The organism is Streptomyces sp. 11x1 (assembly GCF_032598905.1).
Taxonomy (GTDB): Bacteria; Actinomycetota; Actinomycetes; order Streptomycetales; family Streptomycetaceae; genus Streptomyces.
The window spans coordinates 4,485,356-4,502,989 of sequence record NZ_CP122458.1 but is presented as its reverse complement, the minus strand read 5'-3'; the positions used below and the strand labels follow the sequence as shown (position 1 = coordinate 4,502,989).

Below are 17,634 nucleotides of genomic sequence, written 5' to 3'. Positions count from 1 at the left end.
CGAAGAGAGAGTGCGAATCTGATGTCGGACAGGCCACGCCTGTGGATGCGGCACGAGTCCCGTAACAGTGAGCGCCGGGCGCCGCTCGTCCCCGAGGACGCCGCGCGGCTCGTCGCCGAGGGTGTCGGGATCACCGTCGAGGAGGCGCCGCAGCGCTCCTTCCCCCTCGCGGACTACGTCGCCGCCGGCTGCCGTACCGCCCCGGCCGGCAGCTGGACCGAAGCCCCTCGGGACCACTACGTCCTGGGCCTGAAGGAACTGCCGGACGCGCCCAACCACCTGGTGCACCGTCACATCTACTTCGGCCACGCCTACAAGGGCCAGACCGGCGCCCGGGAGCTGCTCGGCCGGTTCACGTCCGGCGGCGGAGCCCTGCTGGACCTCGAATACCTGACGGACGACGACGGCCGGCGTGTGGCCGCCTTCGGCTACTGGGCCGGCTACGTCGGCGCGGCCCTGGCCGTGCTCCACCACCGCGGCCTGCTCCGGGCCCCGCTGCACCCGCTGGACCGGTCCGCACTGGACGGTCGGCTTGCCGCCGGGGAACCACCGGCGGACGAGAGGGCCCTGGTGATCGGTGCGCTCGGCCGCAGCGGCCGCGGCGCCTGCGATGCCCTGGAGAAGGCGGGCATCACCCCCACCCGCTGGGACGTGGCTGAGACCCGCGCCCTGGACCGGAGGGCACTGCTCGACCACGACGTCCTTGTCAACACCGTGCTCACCACACGGCCCGTACCGCCCTTTCTCACCTCTGAGGACCTCGACGCCCCCGGGCGGCGCCTCTCCCTCATCGCGGATGTCACCTGCGACGTCACCTCCGAGTGCAACGTCCTGCCGGTCTACGACGAGATCACCGACTGGGAGCACCCGGTCCGGCGGTTGCGCGAGGGCGATCGGCCGGCCGACCTCATCGCCATCGACAACCTGCCCTCGCTGCTGCCCGTCGAGTCCAGCCGTGCTTTTTCAGCGGAGTTGTACCCCCAGCTGCTGCGACTGAACGACGCCGACACGGCCTGGGAGCGCGCGCTGCTGGCCTTCGGGACCACCGCCACCACCGTCCTCAAAGGAAGCACCCATGCCCGTTAGCCGAAACACCACCGAGGCGGCTGCGCCCGCCCCCACGAGCGGCACTGTCCACTGGATCGGCACCGGCCTGTCCACCGGCTCGTCCGGCCTCGGCCTGTTGTGCGACCGGGCTGAGCGCGTGGTGCTGTGGGACCGCACCGCCGAACGCGCCGCCGACCGTCTGACCGCACTCGGCCTGGCCGGCCGCGCCGAGGTCCGCGCGCTCTCGGACGACGCCCTCCAAGACGCGGTCGGCGCCGGCGACGTGGTCGTCTCCATGCTGCCCGCCGCCGAGCACCCTCGCCTGTTGCGCCTGGCACTCGACCGCCGGGCCCACTTCGCCTGCACCAGCTACGTCTCCGACGCCCTCGCCGAACAGGCCGCGGCCGCGGCGGACGCGGGCGTTGTGGTGCTCGCTGAGGCCGGACTCGATCCGGGCATCGACCACCTGATGGCCCACCGGCTCGTCGAACGCGCCCGCGAGGCGGTCGGCGACACGGCCGAATCAGTCGACTTCACCTCCTACTGCGGTGGCATTCCCGCCGTTCCCAATGACTTCCGCTACCGCTTCAGCTGGGCGCCCTACGGTGTCCTGGCCGCCCTCGGTTCCCCGGCCCGCACCATCGACGAGGGCGCGGAGCGCACAGTGGTCCTTCCTTGGGAGGCCTCCCGCACGCACCGCCTCGGTGGCGAGGTTTTTGAGGTCTATCCCAATCGCGACAGCCTGCCGTTCGTGTCGCAGTACGGTGTCCCGGAGGGCTGGCGACTGCGCACCTTCGTCCGCGGCACCCTGCGCAACGAGGGCTGGCGGAAGGCCTGGAGCGATGTCTTCACCACTGTGAGCACGGGTGACCAGGAGGAGATCCGTTCCCTGGCCAAGGACCTGGCCGCCCGCTACCCCACCACCGACGCCGACCGCGACCGCGTCGTGCTGTCCGTCGCGCTCGACGTCCGTGCCACCGGCGGCGCGCGCTGGCAAGGGTCCTACCTGCTGGACCTGACCGGCGACGAGACCGAGAGCGCCATGGCCCGCTGTGTGTCTCTGCCGCTCGTCATCGGCATCACGCGAATGTTTGCCGGGGCGCTGCCCGCCGGCTTGAACCGCGCCGCGGAGTCCGCTGACGAGACCGCCCGCTGGATGGAACTCCTGGACGCGGCCGGGCTGCACAGCACATTCGTCGACAGCGTCCCTGCCTCCCGAGGAGAGAAGGCATGACTGCCACCGTACGACCCGAGGCCGTCGTCCTCACCGGCGCGTTCTGGGTTGTCTGCCGCAACCCGCGCTACCTGCACGAGATATCCGATCGAGGCCTGAAAGTCCTGCTCATCACGCCTGAGAACTGTCGCAGGCATGCCCAGCAGTGCATGAAGGACCCGGAGCACCCAGCGTCGCTCATCGACGACATCGCCTTTGTCGACGGCTCGCTCGACCAGGAGGGCTCGTTCGTCCCCGGCGTCATCGCCCGCTCCCGCACCTGGCGGCACAGATACTCGATCGTCGGCGCGTACGCGGTCGGCGAGACGCTGGTGGAGCCGACCGGGCTGCTCGGTGACGCCCTCGGTCTCCGTGGCCCCGGTCTACGCGCGACACGCGTGTGCCGTAGCAAGTATCTCCAGCGCTGGTACCTGGATGAGTTCAGCCCCGCCTCCCTGGTGATCCCGCCCGGCGAGCGCGAGGACGTCGACCTCGGCTCGCTGCCGTATCCGGCGGTGGCCAAGCCCGCGACCCGGCACTCCAGTTCAGGCGTGGCGACCGTGGCCGACGCCTCCGAACTGCGGGAACTACTTGCGGAGTACCCCGAGTACGAGACCGTTCTGGTCGAGCAGAAGACCGAAGGTCAGGAGTACTCGGTCGAAAGTCTTGTGCAGGACGGCACAGTCATCTTCGCGTCCGTCACCCGCAAGGAGACCACTGAATCTGCCGCCCGCACCTTCGTAGAGCTCTCCCACTCGGTGCCCAACTCCCACACGGGGGCCGATGAGATGCTTCTGACGGCCAACCAGCGGCTGCTGGAGGCCCTGGAATTCCGCGACGGCATCGCCCACGCGGAATGGCGCACGGGCACCGATGGCCAGCCGTATCTGATGGAGATCGCGGCCCGCACCCCGGGCGACGGCCTGCTCGCGCTCTATCAACTCGCAACCGGGGCCCCCTTGGAGCCCGAAATCATCCGGATCGCGCTGGGCGAGCCCGCCGCCTACCCGGCGCCGCGCCGCTGGGCCCGCCAGGTCTACCTGGACCACGAGCCCGGCATCCTGGAGGACGTCAGCGTCGACTGGCCGGGTGTGGCGCCTGTATGGGTCGGTGACGGCGGGATGTGGCCCGAGATCGTCCCAGGCGGACCGGACGCCCCGCCCACGTTGCGAGCGGTTCTGGTGCTCAAGGAGAAGGGGGCCACGCTCTCCCCGCTGGCCAGCTCCGACGACCGGGCGGTGACCTTCCTCATCGACGCCCCCAGCCCCCGGCAGCTCGACGAGCTGGAAGCCCAGGTGCGCGCTGCGGTGAACGTGGCGATACGGACGGTGGACGGGCATGACAGCTGATCAGGTAGCCCAGGGCGAGGCGGTGACCGACGGACCGGCCACCGTATGGGCCACGTTCCGGGAGGCACCGCTCTCGGTGAAGACAGTGCTCGCCGGGGTCCTCGTCAACCGCCTCAGCGGCTTCCTCAACGTCTTCCTGGTGCTGTTCCTGACGGCCAGGGGCTACTCTGCGGGCAGCACTGTCCTTGCTCTCGGCGTGTACGGTGGCGGTGCCGTCGTCGGATCGCTGATCGGCGGCACCCTCGCGGACCGGATGGGCGTCCGCAACGCCACGGTCGTTTCGATGGGCAGCACCAGCGTCCTGACGGCGGCTCTGCTCTATCTGCCCGGCCTGCCGTTGCTGTTGTCGGCCATCGCACTGGTCAGCCTTGGAGCCCAGCTCTTCCGGCCCGCGTCGGCGATGCTGCTGGCGGAGCTGACTCCCGCGAACCGGCAGGTCATGATCTTCGCGATGTACCGGTTCGGGCTCAATGTGGGGGCGACGGCCGCGCCCCTCCTCGGCTACGCCCTGTACAACGCCGGAGGGCACCAGTACACCCTGCTCTTCTGGGGCGAGGCGCTGATTGCCACGCTCTACGCGGTTCTCGCCTGGACGACGCTGCCTGCCCGTACCGCAGACGGGAAGACCAAGAAGGAGGCGGAGGAGGGGAAGCGGTCGGGTGGCGGCTATGCGGCCGTGGTCCGTGACCGGCGGTTCGTGCTGTACCTGATCGCGGCCTTCTGCCACGCCGCTGTCTACATGCAGTACACGTCCACACTGCCGCTCTACATGAAGGACGCCGGCATGGCGCTCTTCTGGTACACCTTCGCCGTATCGCTCAACGGCTTCATCGTCATCGTCTTCGAACTGCTGGTCACCAAACTCGCCCAGGCATGGCCACTGAAGGTGACGGTCGGCCTGGGGTTCGCCCTGGTGGGCGTTGGGGTGGCGGTATACGGCCTGCCGATCGGGCCCGCGGCCGTCGTCATCGGCACCCTCGTCTGGTCCATCGGCGAGATACTGGGCGGCCCGTCGGTGTTCGCCCATCCGGCGAGCGCGGGCCCGGAGAACCTGAGATCCCGCTACATCGGAAGCTTCCAGTTCATGTTCGGCCTCGGCACCGCCGTCGGTCCGATGATCGGCAGCTGGCTCTTTCTGCAACTGGGCGGCGGCCTGGTCTGGCCCGTTGTGGCCCTCGGCTCCCTCGTTGCCACTGTCTGTGGCCTGGCCGCCGTGCGCAAGCCTCAGCCGCCACTGCCGCCCGACGGGCGGAAGCAGACCCCGGTCCTGGCTGAGACACCGACGGCCTGATCGCCGGACCGCCCCCTACGACACCCCCACCGCCAGGCATCTTGTTCCGCACCGTCAACGGCAACCAGGCATGCCGTTTTCCGTGCAATTCATCATGTTTTCACATCCCATATCCGGCATGTCCTCAGTTGCATGCCGCCGGCACCAGTCCGAAGGAGAGATCCGACCATGGGGCACGAGAAAACCACGCCTGACTCCACGCACTACCGTTGCGTGGGGGTTGGTGTGGGACCCGCCAACCTGAGCCTCGCATCACTGCTGCACAGCCGTACGGAGGTGCGCAACCTCTTCATCGACCGCAAGGAGTCCTTCGGCTGGCACGACGGCCAGCAGATACCCGGCACGACCCTGCAGGTCTCCATGTTCAAGGACCTGGTCTCGCTCTCCGACCCCAAGTCCCCGTTCTCCTTCCTGGCCTATCTGCACGACCAGGGGCGGGTGTACCACTTCCTCAACGCCCAGTTCGACGACGTGCCGCGCCTGGAGTTCCGCAACTACCTGGCCTGGGCGAGCCGGCGTAACGAGAACATCGTCTTCGGTGAGACGGTCGAGGAGGTCGGCTTCGACGGTGTCTTCACCGTCCGCACCGACCACCGCACCGTCACCGCCGACAACGTCGTCGTCGGTGTGGGCAACCAGCCCTGGGTGCCGGAGCAGGGCCGCAGCCACCTCGGCGCCACCCAGTTCCACGTCAACGACTTCGTGACCTCGGCCCGGAACCTGGGGGGCAAGCGGGTCGTGGTGGTCGGCGGCGGTCAGTCCGGCGCCGAGGCCTTCTCGGACCTGATCTCCCGCTCCGGCGCCGAACTGCCGCGGCGGGTCTCATGGATATCGCGGCGTCGCAACTACTTCCCCATCGACGACTCGCCGTTCACCAACGACTACTACATGCCCGACCACTCCGACTACTTCTACAGCCTCGGCACAGAGGTCCGCGCCGCGTTCAACGCCCAGCACATCCTCACCAGCGACGGCATCTCCGAGTCCACGCTGCGCGACATCTACCAGCGCATATACGTCCACCGCTTCGTGGAGGGCAACCCCGACCTGGTCGGGCTGCATCCCAACCGCGAGGTCGTCGGAGTCGAGGTCGGCTCGGCGGGCGGCTGGGACATCACCGTCCGGCACAACGACGAGCCCGGAGCCCGGGAGCACTTCGAGGCGGACGTCGTCGTATGGGCCACCGGATTCCGGCCCGCAGCCACGGACTTCCTCGCTCCGATCGCCCACCGCCTCGAACGCGACGGCGACGAGCTGCGCATCGACGAGGACTACGCGGTGTGCTGGGACGGCCCGGCCGACCGCAACGTCTTCGTGCAGAACGCCGCCCGCGGCCAGCGCGGCCTCGCCGACCCCAACCTGAGCCTCAACGCCTGGCGCAGCCAGCGCATCGCCGACCGGCTGTCAGGGGCGCGCAGCGACGAGCAGCTGGCGTCCTTCATCGAATGGTCGACCAAGACCGGCACCAAGATGCCGTGGGGGGCATGATGACTACGCGGAACACCGACCATGACTACGCGGTGGTCGGCGGCGGAGTGCTCGGCTGCCTGATCACGCGGGAGATCCTCACCCGCGATCCGCACGCCTCCGTGGCCCTGCTGGAGCGGGACGCCATCGGCAGCGGCGCCACCCGCCGCTCGGCCGGCCTGCACTTCCCGCGCGGCTCCACACCACGCGTCCGCCGCATGGCCTCGTACAGTCAGCAGTGGTACGCCGCGCTCAAGGGCGCCCGCCCGGAACTGCCCGTGCACAGCCTGCGGATGACGGTCGTCGCCTCCACCACGGAGGAGACCCGGCTGCGCGGCACCTATCTGCCCGAGGCGAAACTGCGGCCTACGGCGGCACTCCCGGCGGGCGTCGCGGCGCTGCCCGACGGCATGAGCGCCTGGGAGGGCGATGGCTGCCAGTACGCGGACGTCCACGCCCTCAGCCACTTCCTGGCCCGCGAGTTGCGCCCGCACGCCAAGTTCCGCGAAGGGGCTCAGGTCACCGGCGTGGCCCCTGTGGCGGACGGGGTGCGTCTGGAGCTCGGCACCGGTGACGCGCTCACCGCCGGGCATGTGGTCCTCGCCCCCGGCCCATGGCTGGCTGCCCCTGCCTGGAAGGAACTCGTCGCCCCGCTCGGCGCCCGGGTGAAGAAGGTCGTGGCCCTGCACATCGAGATTCCGCCGACCGCCGACGACGAGGCCATCGTCTTCGAGGACGAGGACGCCTTCCTGCTGCCCTACCACGAGCGCGGCCACTGGCTGTTCAGCTACACCTGCCAGGAGTGGGACGTCGACCCCGACACGGTGCCGGCGAGCTTGTCGCCGACCGATCGGGGGGCGGCCCTCGCCACACTGCGCCAGTACGCCCCCCACCTGGTGGAGCACTGCACCTCCGGCCGCGTCTTCTGCGACGCGTACGGGCCCGACTTCGAGCCGCTGGTCCGCGCGCTCACCGATGACGGGCGCGTGGTCTTCGCGGGCGCCGCCAACGGCTCCGGCTACCGGCTGGGCCCCGCCATCGCGGCGGAGACCGCCGATCTGCTCCCCCTTCCGTCCCAGCGAAAGGACGCGACGTGATCATCAACACCTACGACGACACCGCACTCTCCAAGGCGTTCGGCATCGACATGAGCAGCATCGAAGGCCTCGGCACGGGCGTCGGCTGGGGACGTGTCGCCCCCGGCCGGGCCTCCGACAGCCATCAGCACGACGAGACCGAGTTCTTCGTGATCGTCGCGGGCCGTGGCGAGTTCATCGTCGACGGGCGGCGGCACCCGGCCGCTCCCGGCACGGTGGCGCTCTTCGAGCCCTTCGAGTCCCACGTCCTGGAGAACACCGGCGACGAAGATCTCGTCTTCCTCACCCAGTACTGGCGCGACGCCGGACGCGCTCTGGCCTCCGCGCGGAACACCGAACGCAAGACCTTCGGCGAGCGGCCGGTCTTCGTCTTCTCCACCCCGCCCACCCCCAACGGCGATCTCCACCTCGGCCATCTCTCCGGGCCCTACCTCGGTGCCGACGTCTTTGTCCGGCACCAGCGGATGAACGGCACCAACGCCTGGCATCTGACCGGCAGCGACGACTACCAGAGCTACGTGCCGGCCGCCGCCCGCGCCGAGGGCCGTGAACCCGCCGAGACCGCGGCCCACTACAGCGCCGAGATAGCCGCGACCCTCGAGCTGATGGACATCACCCCCGATCAGTACACCGTCACCAATGACGACCCCGCCTACCGAGGCGGCCTGCAGGACTTCTTCTCCCATGTCGTCGCCTCCGGTACGGTCGAGGTCACGGAGGCCGACGCGCTCTTCGACGCGGAGAACGGCCAGTACCTCTACGAGGTCGACGTCAAGGGCGGCTGCCCGGGCTGCGGTTCGGGCACCAGCGGCAACATCTGCGAAGAGTGCGGCGAGCCCAACACCGTCACGGATCTTGTCGAGCCCGCCTCCACGCACTCGGCCGCGGCCCCCCGCCGCGGCCCGATGGCTCGGTGGATCCTGCCCCTGCACACCTTCCAGGGCGACATCGCCGCCCACCACCACCTCGGCCGGGTCCCGGCACGACTGCGGGAACTCGCCGACCGGCTCTTCAACCGCCCGAGCCTGGACATCCCCCTCACCCACCCCTCCTCCTGGGGCGTCCCCCCGGCTGGGAACGACGTGGACGGCCAGGTCATCTGGGTGTGGCCCGAGATGTCGTACGGCTTTCTGCACGGCATCCAGGCCCTGGGCGCTCGCCTGGGCGAGAACTGGCGGGCAGCCGAGCCCAGCCAGGACTGGAAGATCGTCCACTTCTTCGGCTACGACAACAGCTTCTACCACTCGGTGCTCTACCCGGCCCTGTACCGGCTCGCGTTCCCGGGCTGGACACCGGACATCGACTACCACGTCAACGAGTTCTACCTGCTCGAAGGCAGCAAGTTCTCCACCAGCCGGCGCCACGCCATCTGGGGCAAGGAGATCCTCGGCCCCGATTCCGTCGACTCCGTCCGCTACTTCCTCGCAGCCACCCGCCCCGAGGGGACGCGCACCAACTTCCAGCGCGCGGCCTACGAGTCGGCTCTGACCGACACCCTCATCGGCACCTGGCAGACCTGGCTGAACGACCTCGGCGCCCGGATCGCCAAACGCTACGAAGGCACAGCCCCGGACGCCGGCAACTGGACACCCGAACACTCCGCCTTCCTCGCCCGTCTCGGCGCCCGACTCGCCGCGGTCACCGGCGCGCTGGGCTCCGACGGCTTCTCCCTGAACCAGGCCGCCGCCGAACTCGACGGCATCGTCACCGACACCCTGCGCTTCTCGCGCCAGGAGTCGCTCCTCGCCGAGACCGCGGGCTGGGGGAACGAGACCCGTACCGCCATCGCCCTGGAACTGGCCGCCGCCCGCCTCCTCGCCCACGCCGCCGCCCCCGTCATGCCGCGCTTCGCCGCACACCTGGCCGACATGCTCGGCATGCCCGAGCCGACCACCTGGCCGCGCACCGTCGAGCTCGTCGCCCCCGACAGCGAGATCCGCCTCGCGGACGCCGTCTTCTTCCGCCCGACGCGAATCCCGGCGGCTCCCTCCCCGACACACATAGGCCCGCAGCTGGAGCCGTGGCTGAGCGGCCTCGTGCGGACCGTGCTCCAACTCCCCGACGACAAGGTGGTCAGCGACCACGACCTCAGCCAGTTGAACACCAGCTCTCTACAGGCCGTCACCCTCCAGTACCAGATCCTCGAAACCCTCGACGTGGACGTCAGCGTCGAGGAGCTCCTGGGCAGCCAGGACATCAACTCCCTCGCCACGATCATCGAGGAGCGCGCCGAGCCGGCGGCCCTGGCCGCACTCGCGGAGGCGAAGGTTCGATGAGCTATCGCGAGGTGTTGCGCGAGATCGAAAGCCGCGGCCTGTCAGTCTCCCTCTCCGGCAACGACCTGCGGCTTCAGGGCGGCCGCGAGCGCATGGACCCCAAGTTCATCGCCCGCATCAAGAGCGTGAAGAACGAGCTGATCGCCCACCTCACCGAGGAGGAGCGACACGGCCCAGGCTTCCCGCTCACTACCCTCCAGCGCGCCTATCTGCTCGGTCGCGGCGGCATCTTCGAGATCGGTGATGTGGCCAGCCACGTCTATCACGAGATCGAGGGCGTGTGGGACGTCGATCGCCTGGAGTCCGCACTGGAAGCAGTCGTGGACGCGCACAGCGCGCTGCGTTCCCGCTTCGTCGGCGACGACCGTCAGATCACCGAGTTCCGTCAGTACCGGCCCCGGATCCCCCGCCTCGACCTGAGCCGGGAGAGCCCCGAGGAACAGCACCGCATCCGCCGCGAACTGCGCGAGCAACGCTCCCATCGGGTGCTCGCCGCCGACCAGGTGCCTCTGATCGCCGCTGATGTGACCATCCTCGCCGAAGACCGCATGGTCCTCCATGTCAGCCACGACGGGCTGGTCATGGACGGCATCAGCATGTTCCTTTTCTTCCATGCCTGGTGGCAGCATTACCGCGACGGCACCGACGAAGGCGCGCCCCAGGAGCTGCCGTACGCGGAGTACGTCGCGGCGCTGGAGTCCGCCCGCGACCGGGCCCCGGCCCGCCGCTCGCGGGAATACTGGCTTGCGCGGGTCGACGACCTCGCCCCGCACCCGGACCTGCCCTTGCGCACCAGCCCGGCAGCGGTGACCGACACCCGCTTCTCCCAGCGGCAGGTGCGCCTGGGCGAACGGGCGTGGACCGCGCTGAAGGAGCGGGCCGCCCACGCCCGGCTCACCCCCTCGGCGCTGCTGCTCGCCGCCTACGCCGAGACGCTGGCAACCTGGGGCGGCGGCCCGCGGTTCACCCTCAACACCACGGTGGCCAACCGCCCGCCCATGCACCCCCGGGTCTTCCAGGCCATAGGCAACTTCTCCGACACCATGCTCGTCGAGATCGAGGTCGACAGGGCCCGCAGCTTCGAGGAGCGGGCCCGCGCCCTGCAGACCAGGCTGTGGCGCGACCTGGACCACCGGCACTTCTCCGGCAGCGACGTCATGCAGGAACTGGCACGCCGACGTGGCGGCGTGGCCGGCGCCCGGATGCCGTTCACGTTCAACAGCGCGATCGGTCATGTGGGCGGCGACATCGACGGCTCCGCGCTGGAGCTGTTCGGGCCGGAGGTGTTCACCGTCAGCCAGACCCCCCAGGTGTGGCTCAACGCCTTCGCGATGGAGCAGCACGGCGGGCTCGTCGTCCAACTTGACGGCGTCGACGAGCTTTTCCCCAAGGGCCTGCTCGACGATCTCGCCCACGGCTACCGCACCCTCCTCGACACGCTCGTCGACGAGGCCGCCTGGCAACGCCACACGTTCGACCTGCTGCCCGAGGCCCAGCGCGAACGGCGCCGCGAGGCCAACGACACCGCCGTGCCCCTGCCCGAGACCATGCTGGGCGACGCTTTCCGCGCCCATGCCGAACGCACCCCGGACGCGCCCGCCGTCATCACCTCGGGACGCCAGGTCAGCTACGGCGAACTGCTGCGCCGGGCCGCCGCCGCGGCGGCCCGGCTGCGCGCGGGGAATGTCGGCCGCAACGAGTTGGTCGGCCTGGTGATGAGCCGCGGGCCCGAGCAGATCGTCGGCATCATCGCCACCGCGTTGGCTGGCGCCGCCTATCTGCCTGTCGACGCCGCACTGCCCGCCGAGCGGCAGAACTACATGCTGCGCGACGGCCGGGTCCGCCATGTGCTCACCAACACCGGCTGGCAGGATCCCGATGGCGAACGGCAGGTCCTGCACCTCGACATCACCGACGCCGAGCAGGCGGCGGACCTGCCCGTCCCGCTGCCGGGCTCCTGCCCCGACGACCTCGCCTATGTGCTCTACACCTCCGGCACCACGGGTGAGCCCAAGGGCGTCATGGTCAGCCACCGCAACGTCGCCAACGTCGTCGCCGACTGCCACAAGCGGTTCGGCATCGCCCCCAGGGACCGGTTCTTCGCCATCAGCGCGTTCAACTTCGACCTGTCGGTGTGGGACGTCTTCGGCGCGCTGTCGGCCGGCGCGGCCCTGGTGATGCCCGACCGGGACCGGGCCGTCGACCCCGCCCACTGGCTGGAGCTGTGCGAGAGCGCCGGGGTGACCGTGTGGAACTCGGTGCCCGCCATCGTCTCCCTGCTGCACGACCAGGCGGTCGCCGACGGCACCGTGCCGCCCGCACTGCGCCTGGTCATGATGAGCGGCGACCGTATCCCACCGGCCCTGCCCGCCGCGCTGCGCCAGCTGAAGCCCGACGTGGACGTCATCTCGCTCGGCGGCCCCACCGAGACGACGATCTGGAACATCCTGCACCCCGTCGGCCCCGACGAGGACGGCAGCGAGTCCATCCCGTACGGCCGCCCGAACGCCAACAACCGCGCCTATGTGCTCGACCGGGACGGGCTGGACTGTCCCGACTGGGTGACCGGCGAGATCTGCGCGGCGGGCACCGGCCTGGCCCGGGGCTACTGGGGCGACGAGGCGCGCACCGCCGAGCGGTTCTTCCACGACGGTCGTCGCGGCGAACGCCTCTACCGCACCGGCGACCTGGGCCGCTATCTGCCGGACGGCGACATCGCGATCCTCGGCCGCACCGATTTCCAGATCAAGGTCAACGGCTACCGCATCGAGGCCGGCGAGGTCGAGACGCGGCTGGCCGCCATCGACGCCGTGGCACTGGCCGTCGTCGCCGGACGCCCCGGTGCCCAGGGCGACCGCCTGGTGGCCCATCTGGTGCCGGCCGGTGAGCGACGGCCAGGCCTGGCCGAACTGCGCGACGCCCTGCGCCGCGACCTGCCCGACTACATGGTCCCCACCGCCGTGATCTGGCGCGAGGAACTGCCGCTGACCAAGAACGGCAAGGTCGACCGGGGCAAGCTCGCTGATGTCCCCGTCGAGGACACGGTGCGCACCGCCGACGGGCCGGGCAGCGGCGGCGAACCCGCGACGGACACCGAGAAGGCCCTCGTCGAGATCTGGTCCCAGGTCCTGCGCGGCGCGCGGGTCGGCGTCCACGACAGCCTGGGCGCCCTCGGCGGCGACTCCATCGCCGCGGCCCGGATCCTCACTGCCGTGCGCAAGCGGTTCGGCATCACCATCCCGCTCGACATGTTCGCAGACCTGGACACCGTCAGGGCCATGGCTACCGCCCTCACCTCGCGAGCGGGGGAACAGTGACCGACCACTCGACGCTCAACCTCATCGTCTCCACCTCGCCGATCCGCGGACGCATCTCCTTCGCCCGGCTCGACGGCACCCGCACCATCGGCCTGCCGGAGCTGTACGAGATGTCCGGTCGGCTGGCCAGGCGGCTCCGGGAGCGTGGCATCGGACCGGGCGACCGGATCGGCATCCTGGCTGCCAACAGCCTGGAATGGGTGCTGCTCGACCTTGCGGCACTGCGCCTGAAGGCTGAGACCGCAGGCTTCGAACCCGGCAAGTTCGACCCCGACGACCAGCTCACTGAGCGCTACGGCGTCACGCTGCTGTTCACCGACCGGCAGACGAACGCCCCCGGGACCCTGCCGATCAGCGAGGTCCGCGCCCTCGCCGAGGAGCCGGACGACCCCGGCGCGGAGCCCCTTCCCCTCGTCACCTGGGCACCGCGCGAGGTGACGACCATCAAGTTCACCTCGGGCAGCACCGGTACGCCCAAGGGGCTGGGCGCGACCGCCGGAAGCATCGACAGCTCACTGGCCTCGGTGCAGGAGATCTTCGAGCACAAGCCGGGCGACGACCTGTTCGTCTTCCTGCCGCTGTCCCTGCTCCAGCAGCGCTACTGGATCTACTCCGCGCTCGCCCACGGCCACGACGTCACCATAAGCACCTACGAGGCGGCCTTCGCGGCGCTGCGCCGCGCCCGGCCCACCGTCGTCATGGGCGTACCCGCCTTCTACGAGACGGCCAAACGGCAGATCGAGACACGGCTGCGCCGCCCGGGCGTCACAGAGTCCCTCCAGCAGGCCGCCCAGCGCGTGTTCGGCGACCGTGTCCGCTATCTGTGGACCGGTTCCGCGCCCGCCGCGCAGACGATGCTGCGCTTCTTCACCGAGGCCGGGCTGCCGATCTACGAGGGCTACGGGCTCAACGAGACCTGCATCGTCACCAAGAACCACCCCGAGGCCAGCCGCGAGGGCAGTGTCGGCAAGGTGCTGCGCGGCAAGGAAGTGCTGATCGACGAGGACGGCGTCATCAGCGTGCGCAGCGACCACCCCGTGGGTTACGCCTACGCCTACGCCGGCCCCGGCGACTCCGAGCGGGTCTTCGGCCCCGACGGCACCGTACGCACCGGCGACCTCGGGTACCTCGACAAGGACGGCTTCCTCTTCATCCGCGGCCGGGCCGACGACGTCATCGTCCTCGACAACGGCAAGAAGGTCATCGTCCGGCCGATCGAGGAGAGCATGCGCACCAGCCCGGCCATCGCCGAGTGTGTGCTGTTCTGCCCCGCGCAGACCGACCTCATCGCCGTCGTCTCCCCAGCCGAGGTGCCCCCCGACCGAGAGGCCATCGCCGCCCAACTCGCCCTGACCAACGCCTCGTTGACCAAGGACGAACAGATCAGCAGGGTGGTCGTCAGCGAGATGCCGTTCAGCATTGAGGGCGGCCTGCTCACCTCCCAGTACAAGCCGAAACGCCAGCAGATCTTCGAGGCCCACCGGGCCGAGATCCACGACAGCAAGGAAGGCATCCATGCGGCCTGACATCGAAAGCGCGGCCAGGGACAACCTCTCCGCGGTGCTCAACCCGCCCGTCAGCCCCGACGGCCTCGACCTCGACGCGGACATGGCCGGCACCTACGGCCTGACCTCCCTCAACAAGGTCCTCTTCCTGACCGAGGTGTGCGAGGCGACCGACGTCGACCTCGCCAACTTCACCGAACACGATCTCGCCGAGATGCGCACCCTGCGCAGCGTCGCCGAGGCTCTGACCCGACACACGAACAAGGTGGCCTGACCGTGACCTGGACACAGAACGCGGCAGCGGTCCTGGAGAACGAGCATGTCCAGCTGCGACCGGTCGTCGAGGCCGACCGCGAGAACGTACGGGCCGTGGCCATGGACCCCGACATCTGGCGCTACTTCGTCTCCGCCGTGGAGACCGACGCCGACTTCACGAAGTTCTTCGACGCCTGCCTCGCCGACCAGGCGGCCGGCCGCCGCGTCGTCTACGTCATCACCGACCGGGCGAGCGGCCGCGTCGCGGGCAGCATGAGCTACGGCAACATGGCCGAGGCCGACGCCCGCCTGGAGATCGGCTGGTCCTGGCTGGGCCGTGATTTCCGGGGCCAGGGCATCAACCGCTGGGCCAAATACCTGCTGCTGGAACACGCCTTCGACACGCTCGGTGCCGAGCGGGTCGAGTTCAAGACCGACATCCTCAACACCCAGGCCCGTCGCGGCCTGCGCAACATCGGGGCCGTCGAGGAAGGCACCCTGCGCAGCTTCAACTACATGCCCGGGGGGCGCCGCCGCGACGCGATCTTCTACAGCGTGCTGCGCGCCGAATGGCCGCGCGTCAAACAGGAGCTCGCCACCAAGCCGAAGGTCTCCCAGCTGGACGCCGTCGGATGACCGTGGGCGGGGGCATCCCCTTCATCCGCGCGTCCGGTGACCCCTTCACTGTCGGACGCGCTCATGGCGAGGCCCTCGCCGGTCCGCTTCGCGCGTTCCTCGACGACTCGCTCTGCCGCCTGAACAAGGTCATGCCGGAGCCGGTCACCCAGGACGGACTGCTGCCGTCGATCGCCGCCTACCGGGCGGCGGTCGCGGCGGCCCTGCCGGACCAGGCGGAGGAGGTCGCGGGCCTCGCCTCCGGCGCCGGGATCACCGAGGACGAGGCCTGGCTGCTCCAGCTGCGCCGGGAGATCATGGGCTACCGCAAGGTGCCGACGGCGGGCGACTGCACGACGTACGCCCGCACTGCCCGTAGCTCTCCGGTGCTCGCGCAGACCATCGACCTCAACGGCGATCTGGACGACTACATCGGAGTCCTGGAGATCGCCTGCGGTGACTCGCCCCGCCGCTCGCTCGTCCTCAGCTTCGGTGGCCTGCTCGGGTATCTGGGCCTCAACAGCGACGGCCTCGCGGTCGGCCTCAACCTGGTCCTGGGCGGCGAGTGGCGCCCAGGAGTGCCGCCCTACCTTGCGATCCGCCATCTCCTGGACACGGCACGGGACGTCACCGAGGCCCTGGAGATCCTGCGCACCCTGCCACTCGCCAGCTCCCGCACGCTCGTGCTGTGCGACCGGGAACGCGCAGTCTGCGTGGAGGTCCTCGGGGATGAGCTCAGGACCATCGAGGACGCGGAGGTGGCGCACACGAACCACTTCCTGCATCCCGATTTCGTACCGGGTGACGAGATCAACGTCTTCGCCCGCAATTCGTCGGTCCGCAGGTTGAAGGCAGCCGCCACCGGACTCGGCGAACTGCCCCCCGGGGCCGGCCCGGAGGAGCACTTCGCGCTGTTGTCCCAGTCTCCGATCCGTGTACCGGACCGGGGAGACATCCGCGCCGAACGCACCGTCGCCGCCGTCGTTCTGCTGCCCGACCGCGGTGAGTTGCACGTACGCCCCGGCGACCCGGCACTGTCACGGACACAGGTTTTCAGCCTGTAGGCAGGGGGGGCACGTGCATACATGGCTGGTGGACCTGGACGCGAACGAACCGGTCTGGGCAAGTGAGGGCGCCCTGACGGAGGCGGAGCGGCGGCGCGGTGCCCATTTCGCGGACACGCTCCTGGCACGCCGTTACCTGCGTTCCCGGCTGGCCGTGCGCCATCTACTGGGGGAGCGGCTGCGCGTTCCGCCGGCTGAGTTACGCATCGCGTATCTGCCGGGCGGTAAGCCGTATCTGCCGGACCACGCGGGGCTGCACATCAGCTGGTCGCGTTCGGAGGGCCTGCTGCTGCTCGGGGCGTCCGGCAGCGGGCCCATCGGCGTGGACATCGAGTGGCAGCGGCCGGTGCCGACTCCACTGGACGTCCTCGCCACCGTCTACCCCGATCTTCCGGCCGCCGCCGGCCCCGAGTCGTTCCTCCCCGCGTGGACGCTCCTGGAGGCGGCGGTCAAGGCGACTGGCCGCGGCCTGCTCCGCGGCGCACGAGATGTTGATCTTCTGTTCGCGGCCACTGGTGAGGTCGCCCTGCGCGGCATCCGCGGCCAAGGACCGGACGCCTGGTCCGGCCGTACGAATGTGCTGCCCGCGCGGGGCGGCGCACCCGCGGCTGTCGTAGCCGTCGTCGTCCAGGGCGAGGTGGCCAGGATGATCACGCCTTGCGGTGGGATGGACCGGCACGACGCAGCTGTGTGCGGTCATCATGGAGGTGGACATACACCGCCCGGATGCGATCGTTTGCGATGCACGAGGAACTTTGTAGAGATTGCATAAGTGTCCTTGGTGGTACGCCTTGGCCCCGGAAGGAGCTGCGTCTACAGCCCCACGATCGCTTCATGGACATCCTCTTGGCGGCTCTGCCGGTGGACAGCCGGTGGACAGACGCCTTGGGGCGGCGCATCACGGGGTAGCACGGGTCAACCTGTAGCACGTGCTCTGATCAGGAAAAACGTCACCACGCAGCACGACGAGGCATCAGGCAACACGATCGCTCATGGTCTCGTAATGCGTAGGTCTCGGGTTCGAATCCCGAGGGCGGCTCCGGCAAAGGCCAGGTCACATAGCTCGTGACCTGGCCTTTTGTGTTGCTCGGGGCGTGACGCGTCATACGGCCGGGAATGCCGCGAGGTGGCTTGCGTG

13 protein-coding genes are annotated in these 17,634 nt (G+C 69.7%); all 13 read left to right on the top strand.

All coding sequences use genetic code 11. The features are described from left to right. Positions 1–21 precede the first annotated feature (21 nt). The 13 genes from P8T65_RS19600 to P8T65_RS19540 all read left to right on the top strand — a co-directional run bounded on the left by P8T65_RS19600 (position 22) and on the right by P8T65_RS19540 (position 17,268). Positions 22–1,086 carry a saccharopine dehydrogenase gene (locus P8T65_RS19600; RefSeq protein ID WP_316726575.1) on the top strand — a complete coding sequence of 355 codons (1,065 nt, stop codon included), beginning with the start codon at positions 22–24 and terminating at the stop codon, positions 1,084–1,086. Beyond that, entirely contained in the window at positions 1,076–2,281 is a 1,206-nt protein-coding gene (locus tag P8T65_RS19595) for a saccharopine dehydrogenase C-terminal domain-containing protein (protein WP_316726574.1), read from the top strand. Before P8T65_RS19600 ends, P8T65_RS19595 begins: the two co-directional genes overlap by 11 nt. Beyond that, positions 2,278–3,609: an ATP-grasp domain-containing protein gene (locus tag P8T65_RS19590; protein ID WP_316726573.1), complete on the top strand. Its 1,332-nt coding sequence runs from the start codon at positions 2,278–2,280 to the stop codon at positions 3,607–3,609. The genes P8T65_RS19595 and P8T65_RS19590 overlap by 4 nt, the downstream gene beginning before the upstream one ends. Further along, the gene (locus tag P8T65_RS19585) at positions 3,599–4,900 is read left to right on the top strand and encodes an MFS transporter (protein ID WP_316726572.1); all 1,302 of its coding nucleotides are present in this window, start codon (positions 3,599–3,601) and stop codon (positions 4,898–4,900) included. Before P8T65_RS19590 ends, P8T65_RS19585 begins: the two co-directional genes overlap by 11 nt. 168 nt (positions 4,901–5,068) lie before the next feature. Next, a complete protein-coding gene (locus P8T65_RS19580; RefSeq protein ID WP_316726571.1) occupies positions 5,069–6,388 on the top strand; it encodes a SidA/IucD/PvdA family monooxygenase in 1,320 nt (439 codons plus the stop codon). After that, a complete protein-coding gene (locus tag P8T65_RS19575; protein ID WP_316726570.1) occupies positions 6,385–7,464 on the top strand; it encodes an FAD-dependent oxidoreductase in 1,080 nt (359 codons plus the stop codon). Before P8T65_RS19580 ends, P8T65_RS19575 begins: the two co-directional genes overlap by 4 nt. Beyond that, complete coding sequence (locus tag P8T65_RS19570; protein WP_316726569.1) at positions 7,461–9,740, top strand: class I tRNA ligase family protein; 2,280 nt, start codon at positions 7,461–7,463, stop codon at positions 9,738–9,740. The genes P8T65_RS19575 and P8T65_RS19570 overlap by 4 nt, the downstream gene beginning before the upstream one ends. Then, positions 9,737–13,057, top strand: a complete 3,321-nt coding sequence (locus tag P8T65_RS19565) for an amino acid adenylation domain-containing protein (RefSeq protein WP_316726568.1) — start codon at positions 9,737–9,739, stop codon at positions 13,055–13,057. Before P8T65_RS19570 ends, P8T65_RS19565 begins: the two co-directional genes overlap by 4 nt. Continuing rightward, the gene (locus P8T65_RS19560) at positions 13,054–14,583 is read left to right on the top strand and encodes an AMP-binding protein (RefSeq protein ID WP_316726567.1); all 1,530 of its coding nucleotides are present in this window, start codon (positions 13,054–13,056) and stop codon (positions 14,581–14,583) included. Before P8T65_RS19565 ends, P8T65_RS19560 begins: the two co-directional genes overlap by 4 nt. Continuing rightward, positions 14,573–14,836 (top strand): acyl carrier protein, encoded by a 264-nt coding sequence (locus tag P8T65_RS19555; RefSeq protein ID WP_316726566.1) that lies wholly within the window; start codon positions 14,573–14,575, stop codon positions 14,834–14,836. Before P8T65_RS19560 ends, P8T65_RS19555 begins: the two co-directional genes overlap by 11 nt. A 2-nt stretch (positions 14,837–14,838) precedes the next feature. Further along, on the top strand, positions 14,839–15,453 hold the full coding sequence (locus tag P8T65_RS19550) for a GNAT family N-acetyltransferase (RefSeq protein WP_316726565.1): 615 nt from the start codon (positions 14,839–14,841) through the stop codon (positions 15,451–15,453). Continuing rightward, on the top strand, positions 15,450–16,496 hold the full coding sequence (locus P8T65_RS19545) for a C45 family peptidase (protein WP_316726564.1): 1,047 nt from the start codon (positions 15,450–15,452) through the stop codon (positions 16,494–16,496). The genes P8T65_RS19550 and P8T65_RS19545 overlap by 4 nt, the downstream gene beginning before the upstream one ends. Positions 16,497–16,509: 13 nt before the next feature. Continuing rightward, positions 16,510–17,268 carry a 4'-phosphopantetheinyl transferase superfamily protein gene (locus tag P8T65_RS19540; protein WP_316726563.1) on the top strand — a complete coding sequence of 253 codons (759 nt, stop codon included), beginning with the start codon at positions 16,510–16,512 and terminating at the stop codon, positions 17,266–17,268. Positions 17,269–17,634 lie beyond the last annotated feature (366 nt).